The sequence below is a fragment of the Nitrospira sp. NS4 genome (assembly GCF_049546785.1).
Taxonomy (GTDB): Bacteria; Nitrospirota; Nitrospiria; order Nitrospirales; family Nitrospiraceae; genus Nitrospira_D.
Genome location: NZ_JBMWAN010000003.1, coordinates 105,299 through 130,593, shown reverse-complemented (window position 1 = coordinate 130,593; position 25,295 = coordinate 105,299). Strand labels below are relative to the sequence as shown.

The 25,295-nt window shown below is 58.3% G+C and carries 32 protein-coding genes and 1 tRNA gene; 13 read left to right on the top strand and 20 right to left on the bottom strand.

Features of this window, described 5'->3' with window-relative positions; all coding sequences use genetic code 11:
• On the bottom strand, positions 1-1,218 hold the full coding sequence (locus ACO9S2_RS09300; RefSeq protein ID WP_423721726.1) for an acetylornithine transaminase: 1,218 nt from the start codon (positions 1,216-1,218) through the stop codon (positions 1-3).
• Between the two features lie 227 nt (positions 1,219-1,445).
• On the opposite strand from ACO9S2_RS09300, the gene ACO9S2_RS09295 reads away from it, so the two are divergent.
• Positions 1,446-2,114: a DUF2628 domain-containing protein gene (locus ACO9S2_RS09295; RefSeq protein ID WP_423721725.1), complete on the top strand. Its 669-nt coding sequence runs from the start codon at positions 1,446-1,448 to the stop codon at positions 2,112-2,114.
• 33 nt (positions 2,115-2,147) lie between these two features.
• Here ACO9S2_RS09295 and ACO9S2_RS09290 read toward each other — a convergent pair whose 3' ends face one another.
• Positions 2,148-2,975 carry a hypothetical protein gene (locus ACO9S2_RS09290; RefSeq protein ID WP_423721724.1) on the bottom strand — a complete coding sequence of 276 codons (828 nt, stop codon included), beginning with the start codon at positions 2,973-2,975 and terminating at the stop codon, positions 2,148-2,150.
• A 140-nt stretch (positions 2,976-3,115) separates the two neighbouring features.
• Between ACO9S2_RS09290 and ACO9S2_RS09285 the strand changes: the two genes are divergently transcribed.
• A complete protein-coding gene (locus ACO9S2_RS09285; RefSeq protein ID WP_423721723.1) occupies positions 3,116-3,721 on the top strand; it encodes a 2,3-bisphosphoglycerate-dependent phosphoglycerate mutase in 606 nt (201 codons plus the stop codon).
• A gap of 14 nt (positions 3,722-3,735) precedes the next feature.
• On the opposite strand, the gene ACO9S2_RS09280 is transcribed toward ACO9S2_RS09285, so the two are convergent.
• Entirely contained in the window at positions 3,736-4,212 is a 477-nt protein-coding gene (locus ACO9S2_RS09280; RefSeq protein WP_423721722.1) for a hypothetical protein, read from the bottom strand.
• 171 nt (positions 4,213-4,383) lie between these two features.
• Here ACO9S2_RS09280 and ACO9S2_RS09275 point away from each other — a divergent pair, with 171 nt between their 5' ends.
• The gene (locus ACO9S2_RS09275) at positions 4,384-4,710 is read left to right on the top strand and encodes a hypothetical protein (protein WP_423721721.1); all 327 of its coding nucleotides are present in this window, start codon (positions 4,384-4,386) and stop codon (positions 4,708-4,710) included.
• A gap of 218 nt (positions 4,711-4,928) precedes the next feature.
• On the opposite strand, the gene ACO9S2_RS09270 is transcribed toward ACO9S2_RS09275, so the two are convergent.
• Complete coding sequence (locus tag ACO9S2_RS09270; protein WP_423721720.1) at positions 4,929-5,951, bottom strand: D-alanine--D-alanine ligase family protein; 1,023 nt, start codon at positions 5,949-5,951, stop codon at positions 4,929-4,931.
• Positions 5,948-7,009, bottom strand: coding sequence for a putative zinc-binding metallopeptidase (locus tag ACO9S2_RS09265; RefSeq protein ID WP_423721719.1), 1,062 nt, complete (start codon positions 7,007-7,009; stop codon positions 5,948-5,950). The genes ACO9S2_RS09270 and ACO9S2_RS09265 overlap by 4 nt, the downstream gene beginning before the upstream one ends.
• A gap of 235 nt (positions 7,010-7,244) precedes the next feature.
• On the opposite strand from ACO9S2_RS09265, the gene ttcA reads away from it, so the two are divergent.
• Positions 7,245-8,114 (top strand): tRNA 2-thiocytidine(32) synthetase TtcA, encoded by an 870-nt coding sequence (gene ttcA / locus ACO9S2_RS09260; protein ID WP_423721718.1) that lies wholly within the window; start codon positions 7,245-7,247, stop codon positions 8,112-8,114.
• A 61-nt stretch (positions 8,115-8,175) separates the two neighbouring features.
• Positions 8,176-8,610: a hypothetical protein gene (locus ACO9S2_RS09255; protein ID WP_423721717.1), complete on the top strand. Its 435-nt coding sequence runs from the start codon at positions 8,176-8,178 to the stop codon at positions 8,608-8,610.
• An 18-nt stretch (positions 8,611-8,628) separates the two neighbouring features.
• On the opposite strand, the gene msrA is transcribed toward ACO9S2_RS09255, so the two are convergent.
• The 10 genes from msrA to ACO9S2_RS09205 form a co-directional block, all read right to left on the bottom strand.
• The gene (gene msrA, locus ACO9S2_RS09250) at positions 8,629-9,174 is read right to left on the bottom strand and encodes a peptide-methionine (S)-S-oxide reductase MsrA (RefSeq protein ID WP_423721716.1); all 546 of its coding nucleotides are present in this window, start codon (positions 9,172-9,174) and stop codon (positions 8,629-8,631) included.
• A gap of 87 nt (positions 9,175-9,261) precedes the next feature.
• Positions 9,262-9,423: a hypothetical protein gene (locus ACO9S2_RS09245; RefSeq protein WP_423721715.1), complete on the bottom strand. Its 162-nt coding sequence runs from the start codon at positions 9,421-9,423 to the stop codon at positions 9,262-9,264.
• Between the two features lie 280 nt (positions 9,424-9,703).
• Positions 9,704-10,096 (bottom strand): PilZ domain-containing protein, encoded by a 393-nt coding sequence (locus ACO9S2_RS09240; protein WP_423721714.1) that lies wholly within the window; start codon positions 10,094-10,096, stop codon positions 9,704-9,706.
• A 96-nt stretch (positions 10,097-10,192) separates the two neighbouring features.
• Positions 10,193-10,891, bottom strand: a complete 699-nt coding sequence (locus tag ACO9S2_RS09235) for an OmpA family protein (RefSeq protein ID WP_423721713.1) — start codon at positions 10,889-10,891, stop codon at positions 10,193-10,195.
• Between the two features lie 341 nt (positions 10,892-11,232).
• Positions 11,233-11,376: a hypothetical protein gene (locus ACO9S2_RS09230; RefSeq protein WP_423721712.1), complete on the bottom strand. Its 144-nt coding sequence runs from the start codon at positions 11,374-11,376 to the stop codon at positions 11,233-11,235.
• A gap of 335 nt (positions 11,377-11,711) precedes the next feature.
• Positions 11,712-11,788 (bottom strand) — tRNA-Arg (locus ACO9S2_RS09225).
• Positions 11,789-11,853: 65 nt separating this feature from the next.
• Positions 11,854-12,354 (bottom strand): shikimate kinase, encoded by a 501-nt coding sequence (locus tag ACO9S2_RS09220; protein ID WP_423721711.1) that lies wholly within the window; start codon positions 12,352-12,354, stop codon positions 11,854-11,856.
• Positions 12,351-13,205: a shikimate dehydrogenase gene (locus ACO9S2_RS09215; protein WP_423721710.1), complete on the bottom strand. Its 855-nt coding sequence runs from the start codon at positions 13,203-13,205 to the stop codon at positions 12,351-12,353. Before ACO9S2_RS09215 ends, ACO9S2_RS09220 begins: the two co-directional genes overlap by 4 nt.
• A 17-nt stretch (positions 13,206-13,222) precedes the next feature.
• Positions 13,223-13,978, bottom strand: a complete 756-nt coding sequence (locus tag ACO9S2_RS09210) for an SDR family NAD(P)-dependent oxidoreductase (RefSeq protein WP_423721709.1) — start codon at positions 13,976-13,978, stop codon at positions 13,223-13,225.
• A complete protein-coding gene (locus ACO9S2_RS09205; protein WP_423721708.1) occupies positions 13,975-14,853 on the bottom strand; it encodes a tRNA (adenine-N1)-methyltransferase in 879 nt (292 codons plus the stop codon). Before ACO9S2_RS09205 ends, ACO9S2_RS09210 begins: the two co-directional genes overlap by 4 nt.
• Positions 14,854-15,240: 387 nt before the next feature.
• On the opposite strand from ACO9S2_RS09205, the gene ACO9S2_RS09200 reads away from it, so the two are divergent.
• The 6 genes from ACO9S2_RS09200 to ACO9S2_RS09175 all read left to right on the top strand — a co-directional run bounded on the left by ACO9S2_RS09200 (position 15,241) and on the right by ACO9S2_RS09175 (position 20,489).
• Positions 15,241-16,530: an RNA polymerase sigma factor RpoD/SigA gene (locus ACO9S2_RS09200; RefSeq protein WP_423721707.1), complete on the top strand. Its 1,290-nt coding sequence runs from the start codon at positions 15,241-15,243 to the stop codon at positions 16,528-16,530.
• 135 nt (positions 16,531-16,665) lie between these two features.
• Positions 16,666-17,712, top strand: a complete 1,047-nt coding sequence (locus ACO9S2_RS09195) for a S1C family serine protease (protein WP_423721706.1) — start codon at positions 16,666-16,668, stop codon at positions 17,710-17,712.
• 53 nt (positions 17,713-17,765) lie between these two features.
• A complete protein-coding gene (gene lipB, locus ACO9S2_RS09190) occupies positions 17,766-18,452 on the top strand; it encodes a lipoyl(octanoyl) transferase LipB (protein ID WP_423721705.1) in 687 nt (228 codons plus the stop codon).
• Between the two features lie 19 nt (positions 18,453-18,471).
• Entirely contained in the window at positions 18,472-19,728 is a 1,257-nt protein-coding gene (locus ACO9S2_RS09185; RefSeq protein ID WP_423721704.1) for a Glu/Leu/Phe/Val family dehydrogenase, read from the top strand.
• Between the two features lie 53 nt (positions 19,729-19,781).
• A complete protein-coding gene (locus ACO9S2_RS09180) occupies positions 19,782-20,171 on the top strand; it encodes a hypothetical protein (RefSeq protein WP_423721703.1) in 390 nt (129 codons plus the stop codon).
• Positions 20,172-20,195: 24 nt separating this feature from the next.
• Positions 20,196-20,489, top strand: coding sequence for a hypothetical protein (locus ACO9S2_RS09175; RefSeq protein WP_423721702.1), 294 nt, complete (start codon positions 20,196-20,198; stop codon positions 20,487-20,489).
• A gap of 60 nt (positions 20,490-20,549) precedes the next feature.
• On the opposite strand, the gene ACO9S2_RS09170 is transcribed toward ACO9S2_RS09175, so the two are convergent.
• A complete protein-coding gene (locus ACO9S2_RS09170; protein ID WP_423721701.1) occupies positions 20,550-20,996 on the bottom strand; it encodes a group I truncated hemoglobin in 447 nt (148 codons plus the stop codon).
• 205 nt (positions 20,997-21,201) lie between these two features.
• Between ACO9S2_RS09170 and ACO9S2_RS09165 the strand changes: the two genes are divergently transcribed.
• A complete protein-coding gene (locus tag ACO9S2_RS09165) occupies positions 21,202-21,735 on the top strand; it encodes a hypothetical protein (RefSeq protein WP_423721700.1) in 534 nt (177 codons plus the stop codon).
• Between the two features lie 225 nt (positions 21,736-21,960).
• Here the strand turns inward: ACO9S2_RS09165 and ACO9S2_RS09160 are convergent, their stop codons facing one another.
• From ACO9S2_RS09160 to ACO9S2_RS09145, 4 genes are all read right to left on the bottom strand, one after another.
• Positions 21,961-22,848, bottom strand: a complete 888-nt coding sequence (locus ACO9S2_RS09160; RefSeq protein ID WP_423721699.1) for a D-alanyl-D-alanine carboxypeptidase family protein — start codon at positions 22,846-22,848, stop codon at positions 21,961-21,963.
• A gap of 56 nt (positions 22,849-22,904) precedes the next feature.
• The gene (locus ACO9S2_RS09155; protein ID WP_423721698.1) at positions 22,905-23,093 is read right to left on the bottom strand and encodes a hypothetical protein; all 189 of its coding nucleotides are present in this window, start codon (positions 23,091-23,093) and stop codon (positions 22,905-22,907) included.
• Positions 23,094-23,115: 22 nt separating this feature from the next.
• Positions 23,116-23,322, bottom strand: coding sequence for a hypothetical protein (locus ACO9S2_RS09150; protein ID WP_423721697.1), 207 nt, complete (start codon positions 23,320-23,322; stop codon positions 23,116-23,118).
• A gap of 107 nt (positions 23,323-23,429) precedes the next feature.
• Positions 23,430-24,611, bottom strand: a complete 1,182-nt coding sequence (locus ACO9S2_RS09145) for an FG-GAP repeat domain-containing protein (RefSeq protein ID WP_423721695.1) — start codon at positions 24,609-24,611, stop codon at positions 23,430-23,432.
• A 239-nt stretch (positions 24,612-24,850) separates the two neighbouring features.
• Here ACO9S2_RS09145 and ACO9S2_RS09140 point away from each other — a divergent pair, with 239 nt between their 5' ends.
• On the top strand, positions 24,851-25,171 hold the full coding sequence (locus ACO9S2_RS09140) for a hypothetical protein (RefSeq protein WP_423721693.1): 321 nt from the start codon (positions 24,851-24,853) through the stop codon (positions 25,169-25,171).
• The last annotated feature ends 124 nt before the right edge of the window (positions 25,172-25,295 follow it).

Genomic DNA, 25,295 nt, shown 5'->3' with positions numbered 1-25,295 from the left:
TCAGTGGTGCGTATCCTTTTCAGCGATGGCCCGCTGATTAAAAATGGCCGAGAGTATCTCCAGCACCCGATCGATCTCGCGCTGAGTAATGATCAACGGGGGCACGAAACGCAACACCCGCTCGCTGGTCGCATTCACCAGTACCCCGCGAGCCAGACAATCCGCGACAACCGCCTTGGCGTCGATATCCAATTCCATCCCCTGCAATAAACCAAGCCCCCGGACGTCCCGAACGACCCGATGGCGGTCTTTGACGTCCGCCAGGCCCTTCAAGAGATATTCCCCCATCCGTCGTGCCTGATCGAGTATGCGGCCTTCAATGAGTACCCGACACACGGCCAGTCCGGCAGCGCAGGCCAATGGATTTCCCCCGAACGTCGACGCGTGCGTGCCCGCCGTGAAGACCGCGGCGACTGCCTCCTTCGCCAGACACGCGCCGATCGGCATGCCGCCGCCAAGCCCCTTGGCCAGGGTCATAATGTCCGGCTCCACCCCCAGCTGCTCGTACGCGAACAGCGTGCCGGTGCGGCCCATGCCGGTTTGCACTTCATCGAAAATCAGCAGGATGTCTCGCTGCGTGCACAATTCTCTGAGGCTCTTGAGATAGCCCGTCTCCGCGACGTGCACGCCTCCTTCACCCTGAATCGGCTCCAGCATGATCGCCGTGGTCTTGTCCGTGACCAGGCTCTCGATCGCGGGAAAATCGTTGAACGGGGCATACACAAACCCCGGCACCAGCGGCTCGAATCCCTTTTGTACTTTCTCCTGACCGGTGGCGGTGAGCGTCGCCATCGTCCGGCCATGGAAGGAATTCTTCATGGTGATGATCTCAAACCGGTCGGCTCCATGTTTCTCGTGGCCGTAGCGCCGGGCGAGCTTGATCGCCGCTTCATTCGCCTCTGCTCCGCTGTTGCAGAAGAAGACGCGGTCGGCAAAGGAGTGATCGACCAGCATCTGCGCCAGTTTCACTTGCGGCTCGGTGTAATAGAGATTCGAGACATGGATGAGCTGCGCGGCCTGACGTTGAATGGCCTGCACCAAATCCGGATGGCCGTGGCCGAGGATATTGACCGCAATCCCACCGACACAGTCGATGTATTCCCGGCCTTCCATGTCATAGACTTTGGAGCCGCGGCCCCGCACGATGGAAATCGGCTGACGCGCATAGGTTTGCATCAGATACTTGGCAGCACCGTCCTTGAGTTCTTCAGTTGGCATGACAGACGTATCCCCTTAAGAAAGAAGGGGAAAGTTAGCATAGGGTTGACTTGAAAGCAATAAGTGCGAGGGACGGCCTGTCGAACATCAACGGATGATGGAGATGATCTCTGATCGCGGGAAACCTTGTAGTCGGGCGGGGACTTTGGCAGACCGCCCGCTTCGAAAAGAGAGCCCTACACGATAAGCCGTCAGCTCTTTATCCAAGTGTGGTAAGCTCTGCCGTCATGCCGTCATGTCGCCAGTGCCAACAACCGAACGCCGACGATGCAAACTATTGCGCCCAATGCGGCGCAGCGCTAAGCCCCGCCACAGCCAACGGCCCGGCGGCGAACCCGCCCGCCGAGGCGACGCCAGAGGATCCGGCCTATACCCAGGCATCCGACCAGGATCTGTGGCGCCAATTCATCGGCCCGCATGCGGACCATTACCTGGGGCAGTTCAAGAAATTCTCCTCAAACGGCAAACCGAAATTCGCCCTCAGCTGGAACTGGCCGGCCTTTCTCTACATTTCGTTTCTCTGGTTTCTCTACCGCAAGATGTATCTCCATGCCTTTGTCTATGCCATCGGCCCGATGGTCTCCAGCTATCTCACCGGCGATATCAGCGGGAGCCTCGTCTGGAGCATCATGGCCGGAGCCACGGCCAACTACCTGTACTACTGGCACTGCAGAGAAGGGATTGCGGAGATCAAGAAAACCGGAAAATTGAATCCGGCCGCGCAGGAGGCGGCGCTCAAAGAATCCGGTGGAGTGCAACCGTACGTGATCTACGTAGGCATTGCGCTCTACGTGCTCGCCCTCGCCGGCCTCATGAAGATAATCCAGGACGGCCCGCCGGAAGGGGACAAGGTGCTCCCCCCCCCCGCCAAACCGGCTTCGATGCTCTCCACGTAGGGCCGCCCGCGCACCTGAGCTGAAAAAATCGACCTAACCGCGCTCCCGCTGCCACCCGATCCACGCTTGGAACCACAGAAAATCCTGCTCATACGCGGCGCCGCCGGAATCGGCGGCCTCTTGCTTCTGCCCCAACTGTTGATAGGTGCGCGGCCAATTTTTCTGCCACCAGGATTTGAGCTCATCGGGCGGGTAGGGTTGGCCATTGGGCTGTAGTATCCCGGCCGCAGCACACAACGGCGCGACAAGGGGCCAATACCGGTCTTTCCCCAGGCCGAGACTTCTGAGATGTTCACGAAGCAGGAACACCACCCACAATTCGGCGCTGTGCTTTTTGTTGTGTTTGAATGGCTGCGTCTGCCGCAGCGGAACGGGATCGAACTGCTTCACAATGGATGTGTAGTCCGGACCGCCATAGCTCCCGGCCGCTTCAGCCAGCCCTTCGATCATGTTGGCCAATTCGACTTCGACCACCGGGGCGGCACTGATTCGCTTCCCGGACTCAGGATCGGACAGCGGACTCGGGGTGGTCAGCAGTTCGATCAGGGGTTTCAGCTCGCGAAGCCGGCTCGCGGCCGCCTTTAAGATCTGCTCGGACTCCAGCCAGTAATCCGGATCGTTTTTGGTCAGCCGTTCGCGGCCCGGCGGCGGCAGAACGGTCGGCACCCAATACCGCATGAGCACGAACAACACATAATCCACCTGTCCGCCAATCTGGGCGATGCGCTCCAACAGATTTCCGGCGTGGACCGCCCTGAAGAATTCCTGGGCGCGGTCGAGCACGGCCAATCGGGTGGCCATCCCGCACCACCAGGCTTCCAGCAAAGGCCAATCGGTGTCAGGGGCTGAGGGCATCGTCATGGGTTGTTGATTTCCGCGTGGAGAGGATCGCGCGACATGGTACTGCCGAGAACAGGCGAAAGCAACCGCTTGACTTGACGAACCATTCCAGTATTCTTGGGCCAGGTTCAGGTGGTTTTGTCGAGAAGAAGGAGAGATTCATGGCCCGCTTGGTCTTACTGCGTCACGGTGAATCACAATGGAATCTGGAAAACCGGTTTACGGGGTGGGTCGATGTGCCGCTCTCTCCCCGGGGAATTCAAGAAGCTCAGCAGGCCGGCAACAAGTTGCGCGGCTTCACCTTCAATCGAGCCTTCACCTCGGTCCTGACGCGGGCGAATGAAACGCTACGCCTGGCCCTGGAAGTCATCGGACAAACCAACATTCCCATCGAAAAAGACCAGGCACTGAACGAGCGCATGTATGGCGACCTCCAGGGCCTCAATAAAGCCGAGACGGCCAAGAAATACGGCGAAGAACAGGTCAAGATCTGGCGACGCAGTTATGATGTCCCGCCGCCGGGCGGAGAGAGCTTGAAGGATACGGCCGAGCGGGTGTTGCCCTATTATGAGAGCAAAATTAAGCCCTTTCTCCTGAAGGACGAGACCATTCTCATCGCCGCCCACGGCAACAGCCTGCGCGCCCTGGTAATGCAGCTGGAGCAACTGTCGAGGGAACAGGTGTTGGAGCTGAACATCCCGACCGGCGCCCCGCTCCTGTACGAGCTCGACCGGCAGGGGAAGGTTCTATCCCACCGGTATCTCTGATCGCGGGAGGTCGCCTAGCGCACGTCGTCGAGCAGTGCAGCGTACTGATCAACCGGGGCATAGTCGATGAGCAACACCAGCAGCTTTTGCCGATCATCGGAAGACACGGCCCGCTGATCTTCCAAGAGGTTCGCCGCCTCCGCACAGAGCGCCATGGGACTGAGCCGATCGTCCATCAGTTTGCAATAGTGACCAAGCCGCTCGTCCAGTTCCCGACGATACTCCGCCCATGCCCCCAGTCCGAAGTCCGCCGCGGTCCACTGCGCGGTCACCGCGTCAAAGAGCAGTTCGCCGATGACCCCCCGATACTTCTGTAAGATATGAGCATCCACCGCCGCGAGAATCCAGTAGAGATTCAGCGACAGGATTTCCCGGGCGACCTGCCGAGCTTGGGCCTCGGTGACCTCGATGCCGTACTCCTGCATCTGATCAACCGTCACGGGATGCGGCATGGCGTTGAAGAGAGCCGTTGCGGCTTCTTTCGGTGTCATCGGCGATTCTCCCCCAGACCCACATCAGCGTTGAGGAAGGGAGAATACTGTACCGGCAATTCCACACTCAAGTCCCTTGTCCGACACAGGAGGCTATGCTGGATTTCCCGCCCAATGCTCGGGGCCACCGCTTCACTACCACTTCCCTGCGGCCGCTTCAGAAACCCGACGTTGGCCGTCTTGCTCTTGCTGACCACGCTGATTGTTCCAGCCCGGGCGGATGACAATCGATGGGGCTTCGGGAGAGATCCCGGATTGACCACGGGAACGGTCGATGGCACTGTCTTTACCTTGGGACTCAATCTCGAGTACTACCTTGATCGCGCATTTTCAATTGGTCGGATGATGCAGATCGCCCCGACAGGCAATCTCTTTCGGATTGCGTGTGCCGGCGGCGGGAAATACCGCATCCGTTTAAGCAAGGGCTTCAACCTCGCGCCCTTCACCGGCATCAGATTGGCCCACGCAGACTTGGATCGCGGCACAGGAGCCTCCTAAATCGATCGGAACGATACCAGCTAGGATGGCCCCGTCGGCCTCTCCCTTGAGTCTCAGGTCCGTCACAATATCGCCCTCCCCTCCACCCTCATGGTGAATCTGCACGAGATCAACTCCAGCCGTCCTTGCCGGAAAATGACCATGCCAGCGTGGCCCTGATGTTTGGATTCCGGTGGGGCCCGTAACGGGCGCCTAGCTTCGACAGTGGCCTGGCAAGATTAGGCCGCCTTGGCCGGCTGCCAGCGGAGGCCGACGTTGAGGAGTTCCTGGAGCAGATCTTTATAGCTATAGCGGGCTTTCTCGGCGGAATCGGCAAAGTCTTCGTCATGAGCAATTTGTGGATTGGGATTCGCTTCCAGGACATAGACATTCCCTGCGGCATCCATGCGGAGGTCGATGCGCGCATAGCCGCTGAGGCCGAGCGCACGGTATACACGCTTCGCCAGATCTTGAATCTCGCAGGCTTTTACCTCGGGAAGATTGGTCGCTTCTTCTGAACGAATCTCATACTTGTCCTGATATTTCCTGCTCCACTTGACGCGCTGCGTGGCAATGCGCTTCGCATCCTCCGGCAGCTTGTCCATGAGGAGCTCCCACACCGGCAAGACCTGGAGATGCCCGTTTCCCATGACCCCGACATAGAATTCTCGCCCGTCGATATACTGTTCGATCAAGGCCCCGGTGCCGACACTCTGGTGAATAAAGGCGACCCGGTCTCTGAGCTTTTCGTCGTCCTCGACGATCGACGCTTGAGAAATGCCCAGGGACGATTCCTCGCTGATGGACTTCACGATCAGCGGAAAGACCAGTTCCTTTGGCCGCTTCACGCTTCGTCCTTGCGGTACCACCATGAAATCGGGATAGGGAATCCGGTGGAAGGACAGGACTTTCTTCGTGAGGGCTTTATCCCGGGCCAACATCAGCCCCCTGGGATTACAGCCGGTGTACGGCACATGCAGCAACTCGAGGTACGACACAACATTCTGGTCATAAATTGACACCCCGTCGAATTCCTCCAGCAGGTTGAAGGCGATGTGCGGATGCCACTCTTCAATGGCCGCCCGGATGACACCCAGGTCGCTTTTGACGCCAAGCGGGCGAACCTCATGCCCCAGCTTCTTCAGAGTCGAGACCACATCGTATTCGGTCTTCCACTCAACCCGTGTCAGATCCTGGCCGCCCATGTCGTCCGGCGGGACCAGATCCTCATGCATCAGAACGAGAATCCGGAGCCGTCTCATAGCGCCACCCGATGTCGGCCACTGCGCAGATAGTTCATCGTGTGCACCGTCAGCAGAATGGTGAAATCCAGCTTGGCCTGTTCTTCCGGTACCGTCAGATGGAGCCCCAATTGACGGCACCGCTGGATCATGTCCTCCAGCACCTGATCGATGGTGTATTGATACTCACCGGTCCAGCTGGCCACCTTGCGGCGCACTTCCCGGCGAAACCGGTTGAGGAAGGTCACGGCGTTGGGTTTGCCCGCGTGCGCCGGCGCCTCCGAAAACAGACGCTTCAGATCGGGGTCGTAGAACGACGACCGCTCGACGCCATAATGATTCCGTTTGTGCTCATAGTGCTCTCGCAACGTGGTCTGCAAACTGGGCAGCGGATCGATCTCTTCTCGCGTGACGACTTTTGGAGCAGCCCCCGCCAACTCTTGCATCAGCGCGTCCACGTACCTGAGCTTCTTGAGGACCGGCCAGCCACAGTACCGTTCTTCCCACATCGAGTCGGGCGTCAGCCAGACAGCGAACGTCTCGGCGAAGTCTTCGTCCGGATGGCTTTGTGCGTACCAGACATCGAGATGCCGGACGAAGCTACGGCTATAGGGCCGGGGGGTATAGTACTTGGGATAGGCCTGGGAAGATTTTCCAAAGATGGATTGCCTGGTCCGGCGGCGGCGGATGCCGTAGGCATTCTCAATGGCATGCCCGGCTTCATGGCGCAGAATGCGAAGACACCACTCAGGCGTCCCTCCCTCCACCTCAAGCATCTGCGCCAGCTCCAGTTTCGCGAGCCGGGGATGGACGAGATAAAACGGGATGGCAATACCCGGCACCCCGTCCGGCGTAAACCACTCGTTCGAGAGCCAATAGTGCGGACGAAAGAGCAGTCTCCTGGCTTCCAACTCTCGATCCAGCTCGGCGATCGGTCCTTCAAGAAAGCTGCCTTTGATCTCCAGGTTGAGCCGGCACATCGGAAGGTCGAGCAGCTGCTCGTCAGACCAGTTCATCCACTCGGGATCAAGCTGGCCGGGGGTGTGAGACTTCGTATTGTCGGATAATGCTCGCTGCATCGCGCAACCGCTTATTCCTTTCTCGTCATTTCGCCATCTTTCTTAAGAAACTATACCAGCTGCCAGGGATTTTACTGGTGCCCGGAGAGGCGGAGCCCCCGGCCTTTAAAAGAGGAAAAGTTTGTCACCGGCGGTTCAAGAATGAACTGCGAGCGGCATGGCTGGCCGATCCGGGTCGACGTTCCTGTGAGCGCTCCATCGACAGGCGCTCAGGCGAGCGGGTACAATCGCCCCCATGCAACCAGCTCCCCTGCAAACTGCCCCCTCCGGCAAGCTGGACCAAGAGACGGAAAGACTTCAGACTCGGCTCTGCCGTCTCGTTGGGCAAGCGATTGCCGACTATCGCCTCATCGAGGAGGGAGACAAGGTCATGGTCTGCCTATCGGGGGGGAAAGACAGTTATGGTCTGCTCGATATCCTGCTCCTGCTTCAACAACGAGCACCGATTCACTTCGACCTCGTGGCGGTCAACCTGGACCAGAAACAACCGGGCTTCCCTGCTCATGTCCTGCCCGATTATCTGACCAGCCGAGGCATCCCGTTTCACATTGAGACACGCGATACCTATTCGATCGTGAAACGTCTCATTCCAGAAGGCCAGACAACCTGCTCACTCTGCTCACGTCTCAGGCGGGGTCATCTCTATCGCATCGCCACTGAGCTGGGCGCGACAAAAATTGCGCTCGGCCACCACCGCGACGACATCAATGAGACGCTGTTTTTGAATCTCTTTTTTACCGGCAAACTGAAAGCCATGCCGCCGAAGCTGCGCTCTAAGGATGGACGCCATCTCGTGATTCGCCCGCTGGCCTTTGTGAAAGAAGCGGATCTGGCACGGTATGCCGAGCTCCGCGCATTCCCGATCATTCCCTGCGACCTCTGCGGCTCTCAAGAAGACCTGAAGCGGAAAGAAGTGAAAACCTTACTCCGGGATTGGGAGAGCCGGTCTCCGGGAAGCTCGGACAGCGTCGCCGCCGCCATTGCCAATGTGGCCCCCTCTTTATTAATGGATCAGCGCCTGTTCGATTTCCAGCGCCTTCACGCCTCAGCTGATGGAGCCGGTGAGGGAGATGTCTGGCTGGACGCGGATTCGCATCCGGCATAGCAGGCCGCGATGCCCTGGGGGGCTCGGCAGCCGGAACGGGCAACACAGCCAGAGAGACCCGGTGAGCGATTCACCCACGCCAGCGGATCCCAACCGAACGGAACCCCCACTGTGGTCGATCGGCATCGCCGTCTTGGTCATCCTGCTTGCCCCGCTCCTCTTGTATTCGCTGGCCCCTTCTGGCCCTCTGCGGGAGGGAGATACGGTTTTTTCCGAGGGCCATCAGCGCGCCCTCGTGTCTGTCCATGACCTCGCACCGGCGCCCGATAAAGTGGAGATCTGCCTTCTTGATCCCGGAACCCCTCTCATCATTGTGCAACCTCCGGGCGATCGACCTGACGGCACCATTCTCGCCACAGTACAAGGCAATGTACCCATCGAGTGGCCGTTTTGCCGGGCCCATACCGAGGTACTTCTGACCACACAGCAGGTATTTCAGAAGCCGGACCCGCTGGCGGGGATCAAAGACAGGTTCGCCGGATTGCTGGGGAGATGAGAAGGGGAGCAGGATCGGCTAGGACTTCAGTTTCGCCACAAACTGTTTTCTGAATTTCGCCACTTTGGGGCCCACCACAAATTGACAGTAGCCCTGGAGAGGATTCCTGGCAAAGTACTCCTGATGATACCGCTCAGCCTCGTACCACGTGGAGGCCGGAGCAATCTCCGTCACCAGCGGATGGGCAAACGTGCCCGCCCCTGCCACCGCGGCCTTCACCGTTTCCGCCAGCTGCTGCTGTTCCGGTGAATGGTAGAAAATGGCAGAACGGTATTGCGTGCCTTCATCGTTGCCCTGACGATTCAACGTGGTGGGATCATGAATCGCAAAGAAGATCTCCAGCAATTCCCGATACGAAATGATCTTCGGATCATAGGTGACACGAACAGCCTCGGCATGCCCCGTCCGTCCACCGCATACCGCATCATAAGACGGGTTCTCGACAGACCCGCCGATATAGCCCGATTCGACCGAGAGGACCCCTTTTACCTGATCATAGACGGCCTCCAGGCACCAGAAGCAGCCACCGGCAAGGGTTGCGATTTCGGTTATGGCATTAACCAAGGCCCTCTCCCTCCTCGCGAGATGATAATTGTCGATCGAAAAACCGGTCAGGTGCGCCTCGCCTATTCGGGCGAGAACAAGCCGGCGCTAGTCCTCTTCTTCCTCTTCGATATCTTCAATCCCCTCATAGCTCATTTCAGGAAATGACGCGGTGGCCTTCTCACATGCGGTTTCGATCATTTCCTCGGCATCTTCGGCTGAATCGGCGTTGACTAAGAATTTCACCGTAATGGCATAGCGTTGCTCCACTGCAGACTCCTTTCAATCATCGTAGGGATATAGTGCCGCGGGAAGTGTTCACAAACCTGGAACGCCGCCTTCGACATCCGACTTTGTGGGGCTACTTTGAGACACGGATAGTGGCGGTGTCAATCGGTAGTCCTTCTCAAAGAACCGGTCGGTCGGGTTTTCAATTGTCGAATGCCGCCCCCGCGATTGGCGCACACAGCCTGAATCACACGGCTGCGAGCAACCCCTGAGGGGCCGGGAGTACGGCGAGAGAGAAATATGGAAGAGGCGATACGAGGAATTATTCTTTCTCGAGTCTTTCAAGCAGCTGCTGGAGCTTCGCTTTTTCCTCCGGACGAATGCGGGTAAAGGAAAGGCCAAACGTATGGCCCTCGACCCACCTGACGGTTGCTTCATCAATTCTCAGAGGCCAATCGAGGTCCGGAATGTGGAGCCGGCATTCGAACGTTGCGCCTTGGACTGCGTTAGCCTCGCTCTCGATCCTGCATCCCCCGATCGAAAGATCGAGGGCGCGACCTTGACCCTCATGCTGATTCTTAGAAAACGTACTCCTGAACTGCGTGGTAAAGCGCGGTTGCCTTCGCCGGTCCTGCGGAGAAGATGGTTCCTGGCCCTGCACTTGAACCTCCGACTTCAACAAAGAGGCACTCTTCTTGAACGCGTGAATGGCCATGGGTGTTCTCTACCTTCTTGTGGCGGTGCGACGACGATGTCCAGCTCCCCCGAAGGCATGAGGGGGGAGCCGGATGTCGCAGGGCTTTCTGCCCCGCTACTCTTTCGTGCCCAACAACATGTGCCCTCGCCGGTTTTGCTGATAGCAGGATTCCGCGTGATCGAAACAGAACGGACGCTCCTTCCCGAATGAGACGATGGCCACCTGTTTCGGGCTGACCCCGGTCTCCAACAGATACGCCTGCGCGGCTTTTGCCCGTTTATCTCCGAGAACCATGTTGTAATCAGTGGTTCCCCGCTCATCGCAATGACCTTCGATTTTCAGCACTGCCCCAGGATGATCCTTCAACCAACTGGCATCTCGATTTAAGGCCTCCATCCCCGCATCAGAGACTTGCCATTGATCGTAGCCGTAAAAGACATCCTGAAGGCCTGCTTCAATTGCGGCCTTCTCTTCCTTTGTCAATTCAGCGCGTCGTCTCACATTCACGTCAGAGGGAGACAACGAAGCCTTATACCCGCCTTGCGTGAGGCGCTCCTCGGTGGGATTCTGTGAAAACCCGCTCAGCTCCCCGCTGGAATTCCCCTGCCCTAGACCGGAAAAATTCTGGGGGAAGTCCGGATTGACCCCTTCTCCATTCCAATTGTTCACATCGGACCCGGCTGACGATCCGGCTTTCGAGTCCGCTATGGAATCTCCATTGGACTGAAGCGCCTTCAGACTGCACCCCTGGCTGACCATCATGACTATACCCATGATGACAATCCCGCTTGCGTGAATGATTCTCCTGCTCATAGCTCTCTCCTATGTAATAACGTTCAAGCCTCTATCCCGTCGCCGCCTGTCTCGTGCGCAGTAGAAGCTACGCCTGAGTACAGATGCCTGCATCCCTGCACCGCGACAATCCACAGCAAATTGACTGATTTAACTATAGCAGGAGATACGAAATTGGCTGGGCATGGGAAAATGTCTTGGGAAAGCAAAACTAGCCCTGCAATTACAATAACTTGAAAAATTGTCAGGACTGGAAAGAATGAAGGAGTTAGCAGTGACAAACGTCGAAAGGCGGAAGTGGGGGAAACGTACAACTGCCCTGGCGTCCGATGGGAGGCCAAGAACGTGAGGCGCAGAAAAAACTAATACCCGTGTCCGTTCCGTTCCGACCAGCGAATAGGACGCATCACCGTACCCAACGCCGCTACCGCGCAAATGAACGCGAGCATGGCAAGGCCGACAACGAGAAAGAAACCCGCTCGTACATCATGCAGTACAGGGCTCATAATTTCTCCTTCCTCACTACCCAGGCTGCCACCCGCATTCGCACGGGTGGATGTTCACACTCCCCTACTCGGGGAAAAACAGCAGAACGACCAAGCCCGGACTCACCTCACGGATTGATCATACCTTACCAGCTTCTCTCCTGCCCCTCTTTCGGCAAGAACATTTTTCGCGATAAACCTTCTCTCTTTTTTATTTTAATGCGCAAGCTATGGAAAATCTATGCAGCTTTTGCGGGGGGAATGCAACACAAGGGTGCGGGCGGGAGCCGGTGGCAACGAATCAATCGAAACCGTTGATATTTCAGCGTGCCCATCAGCCGCGTTATGTAATTCAGTGGTGCGCCCGGAGGGACTTGAACCCCCAACCCTCGGATCCGAAGTCCGATGCTCTATCCAATTGAGCTACGGGCGCACGAGGCTATTTCAAACACTTCGAGCCAGACCCTGTCAAGGAGAGAGATAGAGGGCACCGCGAGTTTAGAGACAAGACTGAATCGTATCGACAATCTGGGTTATGGACTGCCCGTCGGTCGAGACCACATGATCGGCTGCAGCCTGGTACTTGGGAGTCCGCTCGGTCAGGACTTCTTGAATTTCCTCCAAGAACGATTTGGTCCCCGTCAGCGAGGGCCGCTGGGTATCCCCTCCGATACGTGACGCAATCGACTGTATGGAAGCCGTGAGCCAAAACAGCGTCCCGGTCTTCTTGAGACTGTCCACATTCTGGGATCGGAGAATCGCACCGCCGCCCGTGTCGATAATCAATCCGTCTCTCATGGCGAGTTCCTGACAGACGGTGGATTCCAGGTCGCGGAAATAGTCCCAGCCAAGTTTTGCCACAATCTCAGGGATGGTCTGTCCAGCGCGCCGCACAATCTCTGCGTCAGTCGAGACAAGCGTCCGGCCAAGCCGGCTGGCCAGCACTTTACCCACGGTGCTTTTCCCGGTCCCTCGATAGCCGATCAGGACGATGTTCATTGGAAGCGGGATTCCAAGACCGCACGCATCACGTCGGCCGGTGCCGGCTGATTCGTCCACAATTCGAATTGGGCCACAGCCTGATGAAGGAACATTTCGAGACCCGGAATCGTCACACAGCCAGCCAGCCTAGCATCCTTGAGCAATCGTGTTTCCCGCGGGTTATAAACAATGTCCATGACGGCCAATCCGGGATGCAGCAACTGCGGCGGCACGCAGGTCGCCTCCACTTTGGGAGACATCCCGATAGGCGTGCAGTGGATGAGCACTTGAGCCCCTGGAAGTTCTCGAGCCAGCGCCGCGTCGTCAAGCATCGCATCCTGGACGGACAACTCCGTTTTCACCCGCAGGTCCGCAGCCAAGGCCGACCGTTCCTTCCCGTCCACACCGAGCAGGGTCAATCCGGTCACGCCTGATTCCGCCGCCAAGGCAAAGGCGATGGCGCGCGCAGCCCCTCCTGATCCCAGCATGACAACCCGTTTCCCCTTGAGAGAACCTGCGCCCTCTCGAAGGGCGCGCAAGGCGCCGGTCGCATCCGTGTTGTAGCCGGTCAGCTTCCCGTTCTCTGCCACAATCGTATTGATGGCGCCGATGTGCCGGGCGGTCGGCTCGACCTCGTCTAAGAACGGAATCGCCGAGACCTTGTGTGGGATTGTCACGCTCGCCCCGCGGAAGCTCCCTAAGGCGCGCAACCCCTTGATTGCATCGCCGATGGCTTCCACTCGAAAGGCAAGATAAACGAAATTCAGCCCCAGCTTCTGGAACGCCGCATTGTGAATGGCGGGTGACAGGGAATGTTCGACCGGGTTTCCGATCACTCCGCAAAACCGGGTATGTGCGTCAATTTCCATAAGTTCTCAGACCTGTCTCACCAGGCTGTCATGCCCCCGTCGACCGTGAACGTGCCACCCGTCACCCAGGCGGATTCATCGGAGGCAAGGTACAGCACCATATTCGCGACCTCTTCCGGCTTGCCGGGGCGTCTGATCGGGTAGTGATCGAGGATTGGATCGAGCTGTTCCGGATTGCCCATCAGGGGCGCCGCCATCGGTGTGGCAATCAACCCGGGATTCACGACATTGCATCGAATGCCATCCTTCGCGTAATCAACGGCAATCGACCGGGTCAGGGAATCCAGCGCGCCTTTTGACGCAGCATAGGCCGGGAGCAGGGGAATTCCGACAAGACTGGCGATGGAGGAAATATTCACAATCGATCCACGCCCCCGCGCCAACATCGCCGGAATTGCGGCCCGCGTCATGCGAAAGACCCCCGTGAGATTCACGTCGAGCACGCGCGACCAGGTTTCATCATCGGTTTCGTGGACGCGTTTGCCGAAGTCGCCGATGCCCGCGTTATTGACCAGAATGTCGAGCCCGTTGAAGTGACGAACCGCCTCCGCCACGGCGGACCGAATGTGAGACTCGTCGGTCACCGACCCCGCCACAGCGAGCACCATCCCCTTATCATTTTGAATGTCTGCCGCGACGCGATCCAGTTCGTCTTTACGCCGACCGGTAATGACCACCGACGCGCCTTCACGGGCAAAGAGCTTCGCCACCGCTTCCCCGATACCAGCGTTGCCGCCCGTGATCAGGGCCACTTTCCCGGCCAGACGGCTCATTGCGGCTGCTCCCCTGCCTCATTGCCACCGACCTCCTCAGCCATAGCCTCAGCCGCTCGCTCGCGCTCCTGCCCCACACTCAACAACCCCGGCTCAACTTTTCTCGCAACCGTGATAAAGCCCGAGTGCGCGACCATCCGATGATCGGGGCGCACGCTTCGGCCTTGCACCGACCAGGTGCGGATTAATGATTCGAATGTCTCGATCATGCCAAAGACCGTCGCCCGCTCCAGCGCCTGGACCGTCTGAATCACTTGCGGAACTGTAGGGACAAAACTCAGATAGATGCCGCCTGACCGAAGCGCCTTCGCCGCATGAGGCACCACCTGCCAGGGCTCCGGCAGGTCGAGAACGACGCGATCGAACGGCACCCCGTCGTCGGGCAGATCGATGCCTTCATACGCACTCTTCCGGCAGGATATCAACGTCGGCGTCGGTCCCATGTAGCGCTCGATGTTGGTGAGAGCCGTTTTCGCAAAATCTTCGCGCATCTCATAGGTCACGACCAGACCGCGCGGCCCCACGGCTCGCAAGAGTGCCATCGTCAGCGCGCCTGAACCGGTGCCGGCCTCAAACACCCTCGCCCCGGGATAGACATCCGCCCACATGGGAATCAGCGCCAAATCCTTGGGATACAACACCTGCGCACCACGCGGCATCTTGAGGACGTACTCGCCGAAGGTCGGACGCAGGGCCAGCATCTGCCTCCCGCCTGAAAGCGTCACAATCGTCCCATCGGGACGGCCGATCATGTCATCATGAGGGATTTTCTGTCCGCTGAAGTGATAGGTGTCCCCGGCCTTCAAGGTCAGGGCATACTGACGCCCTTTTTTATCGACGAGGTGAATGCGTTCACCGCTGATGAGTTGCGACATGGGGCGGCATTCTAGGTGGTTCGTTCCACTGTTTGCAACCAAGAGGCCCTCTTTGCCCCGGCTCAAAACGAATCACCACACATTCGCCTGACCATTCCCCCATGATTGCCGCCTCGATCCGGTCAACAACGTCACGGTTTGCAATGGTGTGGCAATTCGGCCTCGTCTTTGGGATAAACCATACAGAGCTGCCGCATTCTTGTGACAGGCACACGCGTCATTTCTCATTAAGTCTCCCTAATCTTCCTGCAATATCCTGGGGATTGCTCATGACCGTCCTCATGTCCAATCCAGCACCGCTCTTGCTTCGTAGAGAAATCACAGAGTGCGGGTATCGACGACGAATCTTCTTGGTCCCGGGTTGCTCTAATTGTAGTGGAGGGTGAGATGAGAAACCAGGATGCAAAGGGTGAGGCGATGAAAAACGAAGATCTTCGGTCGACTGACGGCGTTGAAGGCACTACGACCATAACGGCAGACGTGGATACCGATGACTCCGAGGCCAGCGATGCGCTGGAAGTGATCGAACGGGAGGCAGACCCGGAAACCGAGGCACCAGAGACGGCTCCTGCCACGATGCGCACGAGCCAGGGTGCCAGTCCTTTCCTGCTCGAGTCGCTGTATTTCCGTTCGTTCGGAGAACGTGCGCTTCTGACGCGCGAAGAAGAAATCGCGTTGGCCAAGCGCGTCGATGAGGGGACGCGGCGCATCCGCATCGCCTTGCGGCACACACTCAAAGTGCTCGCGCGATCGAAACGCACTCCCGTACTCCAGGAATCAATGACCGCCCTTCAACTCACGCGGCAGTTGAGCGGCTTCTCGGCGACCGCCCTGGACAAAGCCGAGCAGGCGCTCACGGCGATCCTCAAACCTGCCGTGCGCGAGATGAAACCCGCACCCACGACGGCAAAACAGATCAAGGCATTGCTCGACGAAATCCGGGCGGCCCGTGCGGTGTTGGAGAAGGGGAAAGACGAGCTCGTGCGATGCAACCTCCGTCTCGTCGTCGATGTCGCCAAACACTACACAGGACGAGGGCTGACTCTCCTGGACCTTGTGCAGGAAGGCAACATCGGCTTGATGAAAGCGGCCGAACGCTACCAATATCGCAAAGGGTTCAAGTTCAGCACCTACGCCACCTGGTGGATCAGGCAGGGTATTACGCGGGCGCTGGCCGATCAATCGCGGACGATTCGCATTCCCGTTCATCAGACGGAAGCGTCGAGCCGGATTCTCCGCGTCACGCGCCGTCTCGCTCAACAGTTGGGCCGGCCGGCGCGCCTGGAGGAGATCGCGGATGTCCTCCGCATGAGGCCTGAGCGGCTGCATGAAACGGTGCAGGCCTTTCAGGAACCGGTGGCCCTCGAACGTCCGATCGGAGACGGCGACACCGAATTCGGGGAGATGATTCCCGACCAGCAAGCAGCGCCTCCTGATGCCCATGTGCATCGAACGGAGATGGCGCAACAGCTGGATCGTATCCTTGGCACGCTGACCCCGCGGGAGCAAACCGTGATCCGCCTCCGGTTCGGCATCGGATACGATGAGCCCTGCACATTGGAACAGGTGGGACAGAGCCTGTCGGTTACCAGGGAACGGATCCGGCAGATTGAGGCCAAGGCGCTCAAGAAGCTGAAGACTCCGCAGATTAAAGAAATGTTTGCGGCAATCCAGTAGGACTCAACCGCCTTTCGGACCTGGGGCGCGAGGGATATGCCTCGCGCTCCAGATCAGGCTTCCCCCTCCCCCTCAGGTATGAGAGAATGTGCGCCGGCTCCGGGATCATCACACCCGACGCTCACAGGCTCAGCCATGAAGTCAGATCTCACGATGACAAGCCGCCGCTGTATCTCCGCTCTGAGCTTGTTCATGAGCACCTGCCTGCTCACCCTCGCCTTCGACGGAGTTGCAGCGGCCGATGAGAAGACGCTCTCGATTCCCGCCGTGGTGGCCAAAGTCCGCCCCTCGGTCGTCACGATCCTGACTCGGGGCATGCCAGCCATTCCCTCTCAACACGGTCCGCAATCCGGCTCCGGTTCGGGCATTGTCATCGATATCACCGGCTATGTGCTGACAAACAACCACCTCGTCGAAGGCGTCACGAGCCTGGTGGTAGGATTGCCGACCGGCCGGCTTACTCCCGGTCGCGTTGTCGCGCGAGATTTCCTCCTGGATTTGGCGTTAGTCAAGATCAACGCGCAGGATCTCGTGCCGGCCACACTGAAACAAACCGCTTCGTTGGAGATTGGTGAAACGGTGGTGGCAATCGGGAATCCCCTCGCCCTGAAAGGCGGCTCCACGGTGACCGTCGGCGTCGTCAGCGCGCTCGATCGATCGGTGCTGACGCCGAATGGTGAGACACTCTATGACCTGATTCAGACCGATGCCGCCATCAACCCCGGGAACAGCGGCGGCCCCCTGGTCGATCTTGCCGGAGATGTCGTGGGTATCAATGTCGCCATTGCCCCGTCAGCCCAGGCAATCAGCTACGCCATTGCATTAGAGGCGGTCTACCCTCACATTCACTCCATGATGATGCAGGGATCTGTCACCAGACCCGATTTCGGATTTACGCCGGTGACCGTGACCCCCAGCATTGCCGCCAGCTTCGGATTGGATGCCGAACGTGGCGTTCTCGCGCTGAATGTGGACCCGTCGAAGCCGGCCGGCACTGCGGGCTTACAGACAGGCGATGTGATCACGGCACTCGATCAGCACCAACTCTACAACATGGGCGACTTCTGGCACAGCGTCATGCGGGGAGGCGACCAGCCGCCCGTTCAATTCACCATCCATGGCCACGGCGGACAGACCACGCTGACGGTGCCTCGTCCGCCTGGACAGAAGCCCTTTCCGTGACGCCCATGCCATCTACTTCAGAAAAAGCGCTCACCGTTCCCGCACGTGAGGGAATGAGGGAGAGGCAAGCAGAACTTCTCCTCTTCCAGGAGCCGGTCTCCTATGCCACCGCGTGGGCACTGCAATCGCGTGTGCATCACGAGCGAGTCGGAGAGGCAAGGCCCGACACGGTGCTGATTCTTGAACATCTGCCGGTCTATACGTTGGGACGAAGCACGAAACCTTCCGACTGGGGCGGTGACCCGGCCCCCTTGCAGGCGGAAGGGGCGGAAGTACACCACGTGAACCGAGGCGGGTCTGTGACCTATCATGGCCCGGGTCAAGTCATCATCTACCCCGTTCTCCGCCTGACGCAGTACGCCAGAGGAGTGAAACAGTATGTGCAGCAATTGGAGGACGTCATTATTGGCGGCCTGCAAGACCACGGGATCGAGGGCCAGCGAAGGGAAAAGACCCCGGGTGTGTGGGTCACGGCTCCGCACGACGCGAAGATTGCCTCAATCGGCATTCGAGTAGACCGTGGAGTGACGATGCACGGCATCGCGCTCAATGTCCAGATGGACCTGTCTCCCTTTGGGCGCATTACGCCCTGCGGATTGAGCAATTGCCGCGTAACGTCCATGGCGGAGGTCCTCGGCCGTCCTGTTTCCGTCGCCGACGTGAAACGCGATCTCGCGCTTCGCTTGGGTGCGCTACTGGGCATTGACTGGCTTCCGCCCTTGCTCAACAGGGAGACCTGATTCTAGTATTGAGGCTCATATGAAAGAACTTGATACCCACACCTACCGACTGGCAGTGGCCCAATTCGATCAAGCCGCCGAAACCATGCAGTTGGACCGCAACCTGCGGGAACGGCTCAAGTTGCCGCAGCGCTCCTTGGTCGTCAGCGTGCCCGTGCGCATGGACGATGGCCGCGTCGAGGTGTTCACCGGCTATCGCGTGCAGCACGACTCGTCTCGCGGCCCGTCCAAGGGCGGCATCCGCTACCATCCCGACGTCAACCTGGGCGAAGTGGCCGCGCTGGCCATGTGGATGACCTGGAAATGCGCCTTGGCCGGACTCCCCTACGGCGGCGCAAAGGGCGGCGTCACGGTCGCTCCCAAGCAACTCTCGCGCGCCGAGCTGCAGCGGCTGACGCGACGCTACGCAGCGGAGATTTTCCCGCTCATCGGACCGGATCAGGATGTGCCGGCCCCGGATGTCGGCACCGATGCGCAGACCATGGCCTGGATCATGGACACCTATAGCCAACAGGTGGGATACGCCGTTCCCGGAGTCGTCACAGGGAAACCCGTCTCGATCGGCGGCAGCCTGGGACGAGAAGAAGCCACGGGCCGCGGCGTCGTGTACGTCACCCTGGAAGCGCTCCGACAGCTGAACCTGTCGGTTCAAGATGCAACCGTGGCCGTTCAGGGATTCGGTAATGTGGGATCGCATACCGCACTCATCATGCAACAGCAAGGTGCGCGCGTGATTGCGGTGAGCGACGTCACCGGTGGAATTTATAACCCCCGTGGGCTTGATGTGCGGGACCTGCTGGATCGCTATAAGACCAGGGGCCAGTCGTTGCGGGACACCAAGATGGGCGACTGGCTCAGCAACGAGGAACTCCTCCAACTCGATTGCACGGTGCTGGTCCCGGCTGCGCTATCCGAACAAATCACCGGAAAGAACGCCGCATCCCTGCGCTGCCGGATTCTCGCCGAAGGGGCCAACGGCCCGACCACGCTGGAAGCCGACCGGATTCTGGAAGATAAGGGAGTCTTTATCATTCCGGACATCCTGGCGAACTCGGGCGGGGTGATCGTCTCGTACTTTGAATGGGTGCAGGATCTTCAACGGTTCTTCTGGAGCGAGACGGATATCCGTAACCGGCTGCAGGAGATCATCACCTCGGCCTTTCATCGGACCAAACAGTTTGCAACAGAGCGGTGTGTGTCCATGCGCATGGCCGCCCTGATGAGCGGAATCGACAAGGTCGCCCAGGCCCATCTCCAGCGGGGATTGTATCCCTGAGGTTCACCGAATCTTGATGATCACCCTCACAATCCCATGCCATACGTAACCGCATGAACGAATATGCCCTGGCTGCCATTGCCGGCATCTGGCTGGCCGATGGCCTCTCCCTCCTGGTCGCACCGCGCTTTGTCGTTGAGAGGGTTCGCGAAACCCTCCAAGGAAATCCGTCCCTCCTGATCTGGCAATTGGTCTCTGTGGTGGCGGGAATCGTCTTGCTCGTGGGCACCCTTGAATTCCGCTATCAACCGCTCTGGACGCTCACCGCTACATCAATGATGACCAAGGGGTTATTTCTGGCCTGGGGCTCGCCGGCATGGCGAGCAATCGTGATCGGGTGGTGCTTGCAACGCGAGGATGTGGACTATCGCTTCCTCGGGATTGGACTCTGCACCCTTGCCGTGCTCCTCCTCCATGCGTTAGGGTGGCTGGGACATGAGTAGCCACCAGCATACCTGAGGATTTCCGTGAACCGTTCACCTATTGCCTCGGCCTGGGAAGCCCACTGCGGCGACGGATGGCCTCAGTTTGCGAGCCCGAACCAGGGCCAGTTGATGACGCTCGATACCGTGATCAGCGGCTGCGTGGTGTTCTTTCTGGACAGCCCTGAAGGGTTGGACCCTCAACGTATTACGATCTTGAAAGACTGCTTGTCGGATTTGGAAGGCTTGACCGAGGAACTCGAGCCTGACTGCCGCCCGTATTTTCTCCGGCTTCGCCGCCTGGGCGAACTCCTGCTCGCAACAGCCCCCGCATCGTAGAAGCGCAGGGCGTGACAGCCGGGCCCCTTTCACAAACCCGGCGGCCTAATCCATCCTTCCCTACTCCACAATGTCTTTCTTCATCCGGCCTAATAGGCCCAGCAACTCATTCTTTGCTTGAGCCGGAACCTTGAACTGGTCGAGGGCAGCAACAAGATCGCCCACGAAGGCGCCAAAATCCCCGTCGGTGATTTTCATCCCTGCATGAAGCGGTTTCATCTCCCGGCCTGTGTACTTGCACGGGCCGCCCGTCACCATGCACACCTGATCAACAAGCTGACCTTTCATCTTCTGAATGTCCGTGGTCGCAAAGCGGACATTAATACGTGTGTCGTTGACTACATTAGCGACAAACTGATCCGTCACTCCCGTGATGACCGGCCTTCCGCCAAGACGATCGTAGAGAGACTTACCGGATGGTGCCGGCTCCATTCCTGAACAACCGGCCATCATGAGTACCGTTCCAACGCAGCTGATGATCATGGTCTGCTGAATACTTCGAAACATCACAGCCCTCCCTGTGTAAATTATACGGGTCTGCCACGGGAAGAATCGCCCAGACGCAGGATACTAAAACCGCAGCCCGCCTCTTTCTTGCAAGTTCGTCACCCCCTTGGCTAAAATAACCGATGATTGTTTAGACCCGCCAATGCCGACATAGATCCTGATACAGAACAACATTCATCTTGAGAGCGACGTGAAGGAGGAATCGATGAGGGATAAATACGGGTTGATCGCGCTAGCCTGGGTACTCGTGGCGCTCCTCACGAGCGTTCCTACCTCCCTGCACGCCGAGCCCTATGAATTGAGCAAGAATGACGTCATGGAGCCGAAAAATATTTCCAGTGACTCTATTTCCCTCTTCGGCATCAAGCTTGGTGATTCGGAAGCGAAGGCTTTGGACATGCTCGTGAACGAGAAGATCTCGGGGATCAAAGCCGAGCAGGAAGCCACATTCATTTTTCTAATCGATCAACGAAAGCCTACCGGCCCGATGGCCGGGGTGCGGGTGCAGGATGGGAAAGTAGACCTCATTTTTGTCAATAACCGATTTGCGCATAAGACAAGAGGCATCTTCCGCAATGTGCTGAATAGCGAAAGCCCGGAAGACATCCGGAAACTTCTGGGTAAAGAAGAATACGGCGATGAGAACGTCATGGGGGCGGTGATGGCCTATGACAAGCAAGGCTTCCAGGTCAATTACCTCGGCAAAGATATCAACATCGAATTCTCCCTCCCCCGCTAACGACTGATCGACCAGTGGCAGCTAAGACGACTGCCACTGGTCACAGCCAGCATAGGTGCCCCCAAACCATCCCGATCGAGCTTCCCCACCAGCTTCGCGGGTGTCCCCGGGTGATTCGCGTGCGTTCCTTCTCCAGGCACACCTGGCCAGGCCCACCTGAACATCGCGCAAAGGAGTGGAGCGGATGGCTGTGTCTTTGAGAGAACGTGAGGGCTGGGGAGCAATCTATCGAACGATTTCAGTCGCTTTGAGCCCGTAATCGATGAGGCTGACCGCAGTATTCCAGCGGCGGTTGGAATTCAGGATCACCAGCAGCAGGTCGCTGCCGTTTTGAGAAACCTTGGCGATGAGGCAGCGCCCGGCTTTGGAGGTGAAGCCGGTCTTCACCCCCTCCACACCGGGAATGCGACCAAGCAGCCGGTTGGTCGTATGTAGCACATACGACCGGTGTCCGCTCACGGGAGTAATGATTTCCCGCTCTTCACGAACCAACTCGCGGAAGACGGGATTCTGCAGCGCGATTTCACTGAGCTTCGCCAGATCCTCTGCCGTGGAATAATGCTCGGGGCCGTCAAACCCGCACCCGTTGCTGAAGTGGGTATCCACGAGGCCCAGCGCAGCCGCCTTGGCATTCATCAGCATGACGAACTGCTCTTCGTCACCCCCGACATGCTCGACGGCGGCAAGACAGGCGTCATTGGCCGATACGATCAGCATCGCTTTCAGCAAGTCCTCGAGCCTGAAGACCTCCCCTGCTCGCACGCGCAAATGCGTCTTCGGAGCGCGGGCCGCATTCCGGCTGATCGTGGCCAGATCGTCGAGCTTCCCTCTTTCCAGAATCACCAGTGCCGACATGATCTTGGTCAGACTCGCGGGGGAAAGTCGCCGGAGCGAATCATGCTCGTACAGAATACGCCCCGATCGCAATTCCTTGAGGAGAATGCTGTGCGCCGGCGCGATTCTCCAGGGGAGGTGGTGCGTCGACGATGTCACGGGGCGGACATGGTGTTTGTGTTTTGAACGGTATTCGGCATGCGCGGGAGACGAAACCCCGGCCAGTACGGCCCCGACGAGGGAAAGGATCATGGCTGCCGTACGTAGAATTCGCATCATGCTGGGTGGACTCCCTGCCACACGGGTCTGTCACATCTGCCGGCCGACCCGACGGCTTATAACGTGTAGGACTCTCGAACTTTTCTGCCCCGCACACTGCTATCGATTACTTTATGGAAAAAGCGGAGCACATCGGCGAGGTCGATCCAAAACCCGCAATTAAGGCAACGGGCGTAGAGTCGTTTGTTCATGAGGGTATAGTGACGCTCCACCATCATGAAGCCTTTGCATTTGAGGCAATGCATCCCGTCTCTGTCTCACTCGACGTTACCGCAGTCGATTCATCACGAGGGCCAGGCACCCGGCCAGCAAGCCTCCGCCGAGGATCGTGGTTCCGAACGACACAAGGGCCGTGGCGCCGGCGACAGGCTGAGTCCCTTCCAACAGATCTCGAATACCGCCCTGAACCATGAGCACGGCGAGGGTCATGATTGCGCCCATCGCAAACCACCAGGTAAAGATTCTCAGCGGCATTCGGGTCACACAGACAAAAAATGGCGCATAATCACGCCTGTCGGCCACTCTATCCGAGGGTCCCCAACCTGTCAAGAAGAGGGGCATTACCCGTGGCGGCTATTCCTCTACGACGTACCGGACGAGGTTGCGGGAGCGATGGTTTTTAGCCCGCGATGGAGAAAAATGGAGACGGAGCCATCACCATTGTCCGCCGTCACCAGTCCCGGCTCCTCGACCTGCTTGGTCGTGACCCAGAATGAAGCGATCGCGAAGGGACCGGCCTTCGTTCGATAATTCCTCGGCGGGTAATAAAACGTTCCGTCGCCTTTTCCAAAGATGATGGACAGATCATTCGACTGGAGATTCGCGATGGCCACATCCACAACGTGGTCCCCATTAAAATCACGTGTAATGCCGGAGATGGGCCCGGCATCAGCGCCCGAATCCTGGCCCGGCTGAAAGGTGGCATCTCCGTTTCCAAGAAAGGTCGTAAAGCTGTCTCGCTCGCCGTTGATCACGAGGAGATCGCGGTGGCGGTCATTGTTAAAATCGGCAAAGCTGACTCCCAGTGGTCGTTTCCCGGTTGGATAATCCTTGGGATCTAGAAAAGTTCCATCTCCCTTTCCGACCCAAATCGACACCGCGTTAGACATCGGTCCCCCGTTGGTGACCACCAGATCAACCTTGCCGTCGGCATTAAGGTCGGCCAGCGCGACGGAGGTGGGGGTATCACCATACTGATATTGCGCGCCATGCCGGAACTCAGGCGTGCCCGTCCCGAGAAAGATTTTGATCTTGTCATTCCGCAATGCCACCACGACATCCGGATGGCCGTCCCCATTGAGATCGTCTGTCGCCAAGGCCACGGGCGTCCGATGAACGGGGTAATGCGGGCCTTCCTCAAATTTCCCATTCCCGCGGCCGACCAGTAATGCAATCTCGTCGCCGCCGGAGCAGGCAAGGACCACGTCCGAATGGGTATCGAGATTGAAATCCGCCATCGCAAGGGCTCGGGGTTCCTGGCAGACTTTGACTTGCATTTGCTCTTGGAAACTCCCGTCGCCGTTACCCAATAAAATCGACAGGGTGTTGCTGGATATATTGGTCGTGATCAGGTCGGTAAAGGAGTCGTGATTGAGATCGGCCGTCGTGATCGTGGTCGGATTTTTCCCCACTTTGTAACTGGCGTAGTAGTAAAAGAGATCCGGGGGGGTGTAGGGGTTGGCCTTCGTGCAGGACAGAATAGACACGCAACACAGCGCAAAGAGGGCGAGGGTGGACCACGCAGACGCTCGGATACGTCTCACAACATCAGGTATCTTCACCGGCATCCCATTACGTAAGCTAGGCCGTAAGGCCTAGCCGACCATCAATTCAGAGGCTCGTCGCCCCAAGAAGCTGGGCAGAAGGGGCAGTATACAGACCCCGTCTTTCACCTGGCAATCAAAGAGAGGGACCGGCGAACATCCCGGGGAAATCCTTGCAAAGAGCCTTGTCGATGCGGTTGTGATTGCGCTAGAATGGGCGCTCACTTGAGGAGGATCCAATGAGTAATCTCGTGAAGATCGACTTGACGATGTACGGCATCGCCGAAGTCTTGACCTGGTGTCATGATCGAAACAAGGGACGCGTTCCCGGTGTCGAGACCGAAGGGTTCCAGAAAATGAAGGCGCTGCTGGCTGAGAAGCCTCAGTCGGCTGATTACTTTACGCTCGATCAGTTCTGGAAAAAGAAAGTCACGCTCGATTTGACCGAAGAGGAAGTGGCCACCATTGACCGTTGCCTCTATGACATTCCGAACTTCGATAACGAACCGCTGCCACAGATTCGTCACAAGTTCTGGCCGAAACCCGTCGCAGCCCACTAAGGCGTTCCCCGGAGTCGCGCTGGCGATTCCGGGGCAACTTGCGCACCCTCAGACAGGACGCATAGACGCCGCTCGCAATGCGCAGATGCCCACTGTTGTTCCGTTGCCGTAAGGTAACGCTGAG

Coding starts and splice junctions, on each gene's coding strand:
- ACO9S2_RS09200 (WP_423721707.1), top strand. CDS start 15,241: ATGAGAAACCAGGATGCAAAGGGTGAGGCGATGAAAAACGAAGATCTT.
- ACO9S2_RS09230 (WP_423721712.1), bottom strand. CDS start 11,376: ATGAGCCCTGTACTGCATGATGTACGAGCGGGTTTCTTTCTCGTTGTC.
- ACO9S2_RS09140 (WP_423721693.1), top strand. CDS start 24,851: ATGAGTAATCTCGTGAAGATCGACTTGACGATGTACGGCATCGCCGAA.
- ACO9S2_RS09290 (WP_423721724.1), bottom strand. CDS start 2,975: ATGACGATGCCCTCAGCCCCTGACACCGATTGGCCTTTGCTGGAAGCC.
- ACO9S2_RS09195 (WP_423721706.1), top strand. CDS start 16,666: ATGAAGTCAGATCTCACGATGACAAGCCGCCGCTGTATCTCCGCTCTG.
- ACO9S2_RS09155 (WP_423721698.1), bottom strand. CDS start 23,093: ATGCATTGCCTCAAATGCAAAGGCTTCATGATGGTGGAGCGTCACTAT.
- ACO9S2_RS09270 (WP_423721720.1), bottom strand. CDS start 5,951: ATGAGACGGCTCCGGATTCTCGTTCTGATGCATGAGGATCTGGTCCCG.
- ACO9S2_RS09265 (WP_423721719.1), bottom strand. CDS start 7,009: ATGCAGCGAGCATTATCCGACAATACGAAGTCTCACACCCCCGGCCAG.
- ttcA (WP_423721718.1), top strand. CDS start 7,245: ATGCAACCAGCTCCCCTGCAAACTGCCCCCTCCGGCAAGCTGGACCAA.
- ACO9S2_RS09185 (WP_423721704.1), top strand. CDS start 18,472: ATGAAAGAACTTGATACCCACACCTACCGACTGGCAGTGGCCCAATTC.
- lipB (WP_423721705.1), top strand. CDS start 17,766: ATGAGGGAGAGGCAAGCAGAACTTCTCCTCTTCCAGGAGCCGGTCTCC.
- ACO9S2_RS09165 (WP_423721700.1), top strand. CDS start 21,202: ATGAGGGATAAATACGGGTTGATCGCGCTAGCCTGGGTACTCGTGGCG.
- ACO9S2_RS09295 (WP_423721725.1), top strand. CDS start 1,446: ATGCCGTCATGTCGCCAGTGCCAACAACCGAACGCCGACGATGCAAAC.
- ACO9S2_RS09300 (WP_423721726.1), bottom strand. CDS start 1,218: ATGCCAACTGAAGAACTCAAGGACGGTGCTGCCAAGTATCTGATGCAA.
- ACO9S2_RS09240 (WP_423721714.1), bottom strand. CDS start 10,096: ATGGCCATTCACGCGTTCAAGAAGAGTGCCTCTTTGTTGAAGTCGGAG.
- ACO9S2_RS09280 (WP_423721722.1), bottom strand. CDS start 4,212: ATGACACCGAAAGAAGCCGCAACGGCTCTCTTCAACGCCATGCCGCAT.
- ACO9S2_RS09235 (WP_423721713.1), bottom strand. CDS start 10,891: ATGAGCAGGAGAATCATTCACGCAAGCGGGATTGTCATCATGGGTATA.
- ACO9S2_RS09180 (WP_423721703.1), top strand. CDS start 19,782: ATGAACGAATATGCCCTGGCTGCCATTGCCGGCATCTGGCTGGCCGAT.
- ACO9S2_RS09220 (WP_423721711.1), bottom strand. CDS start 12,354: ATGAACATCGTCCTGATCGGCTATCGAGGGACCGGGAAAAGCACCGTG.
- ACO9S2_RS09170 (WP_423721701.1), bottom strand. CDS start 20,996: ATGTTTCGAAGTATTCAGCAGACCATGATCATCAGCTGCGTTGGAACG.
- ACO9S2_RS09150 (WP_423721697.1), bottom strand. CDS start 23,322: ATGCCGCTGAGAATCTTTACCTGGTGGTTTGCGATGGGCGCAATCATG.
- ACO9S2_RS09160 (WP_423721699.1), bottom strand. CDS start 22,848: ATGATGCGAATTCTACGTACGGCAGCCATGATCCTTTCCCTCGTCGGG.
- ACO9S2_RS09215 (WP_423721710.1), bottom strand. CDS start 13,205: ATGGAAATTGACGCACATACCCGGTTTTGCGGAGTGATCGGAAACCCG.
- ACO9S2_RS09285 (WP_423721723.1), top strand. CDS start 3,116: ATGGCCCGCTTGGTCTTACTGCGTCACGGTGAATCACAATGGAATCTG.
- ACO9S2_RS09205 (WP_423721708.1), bottom strand. CDS start 14,853: ATGTCGCAACTCATCAGCGGTGAACGCATTCACCTCGTCGATAAAAAA.
- ACO9S2_RS09210 (WP_423721709.1), bottom strand. CDS start 13,978: ATGAGCCGTCTGGCCGGGAAAGTGGCCCTGATCACGGGCGGCAACGCT.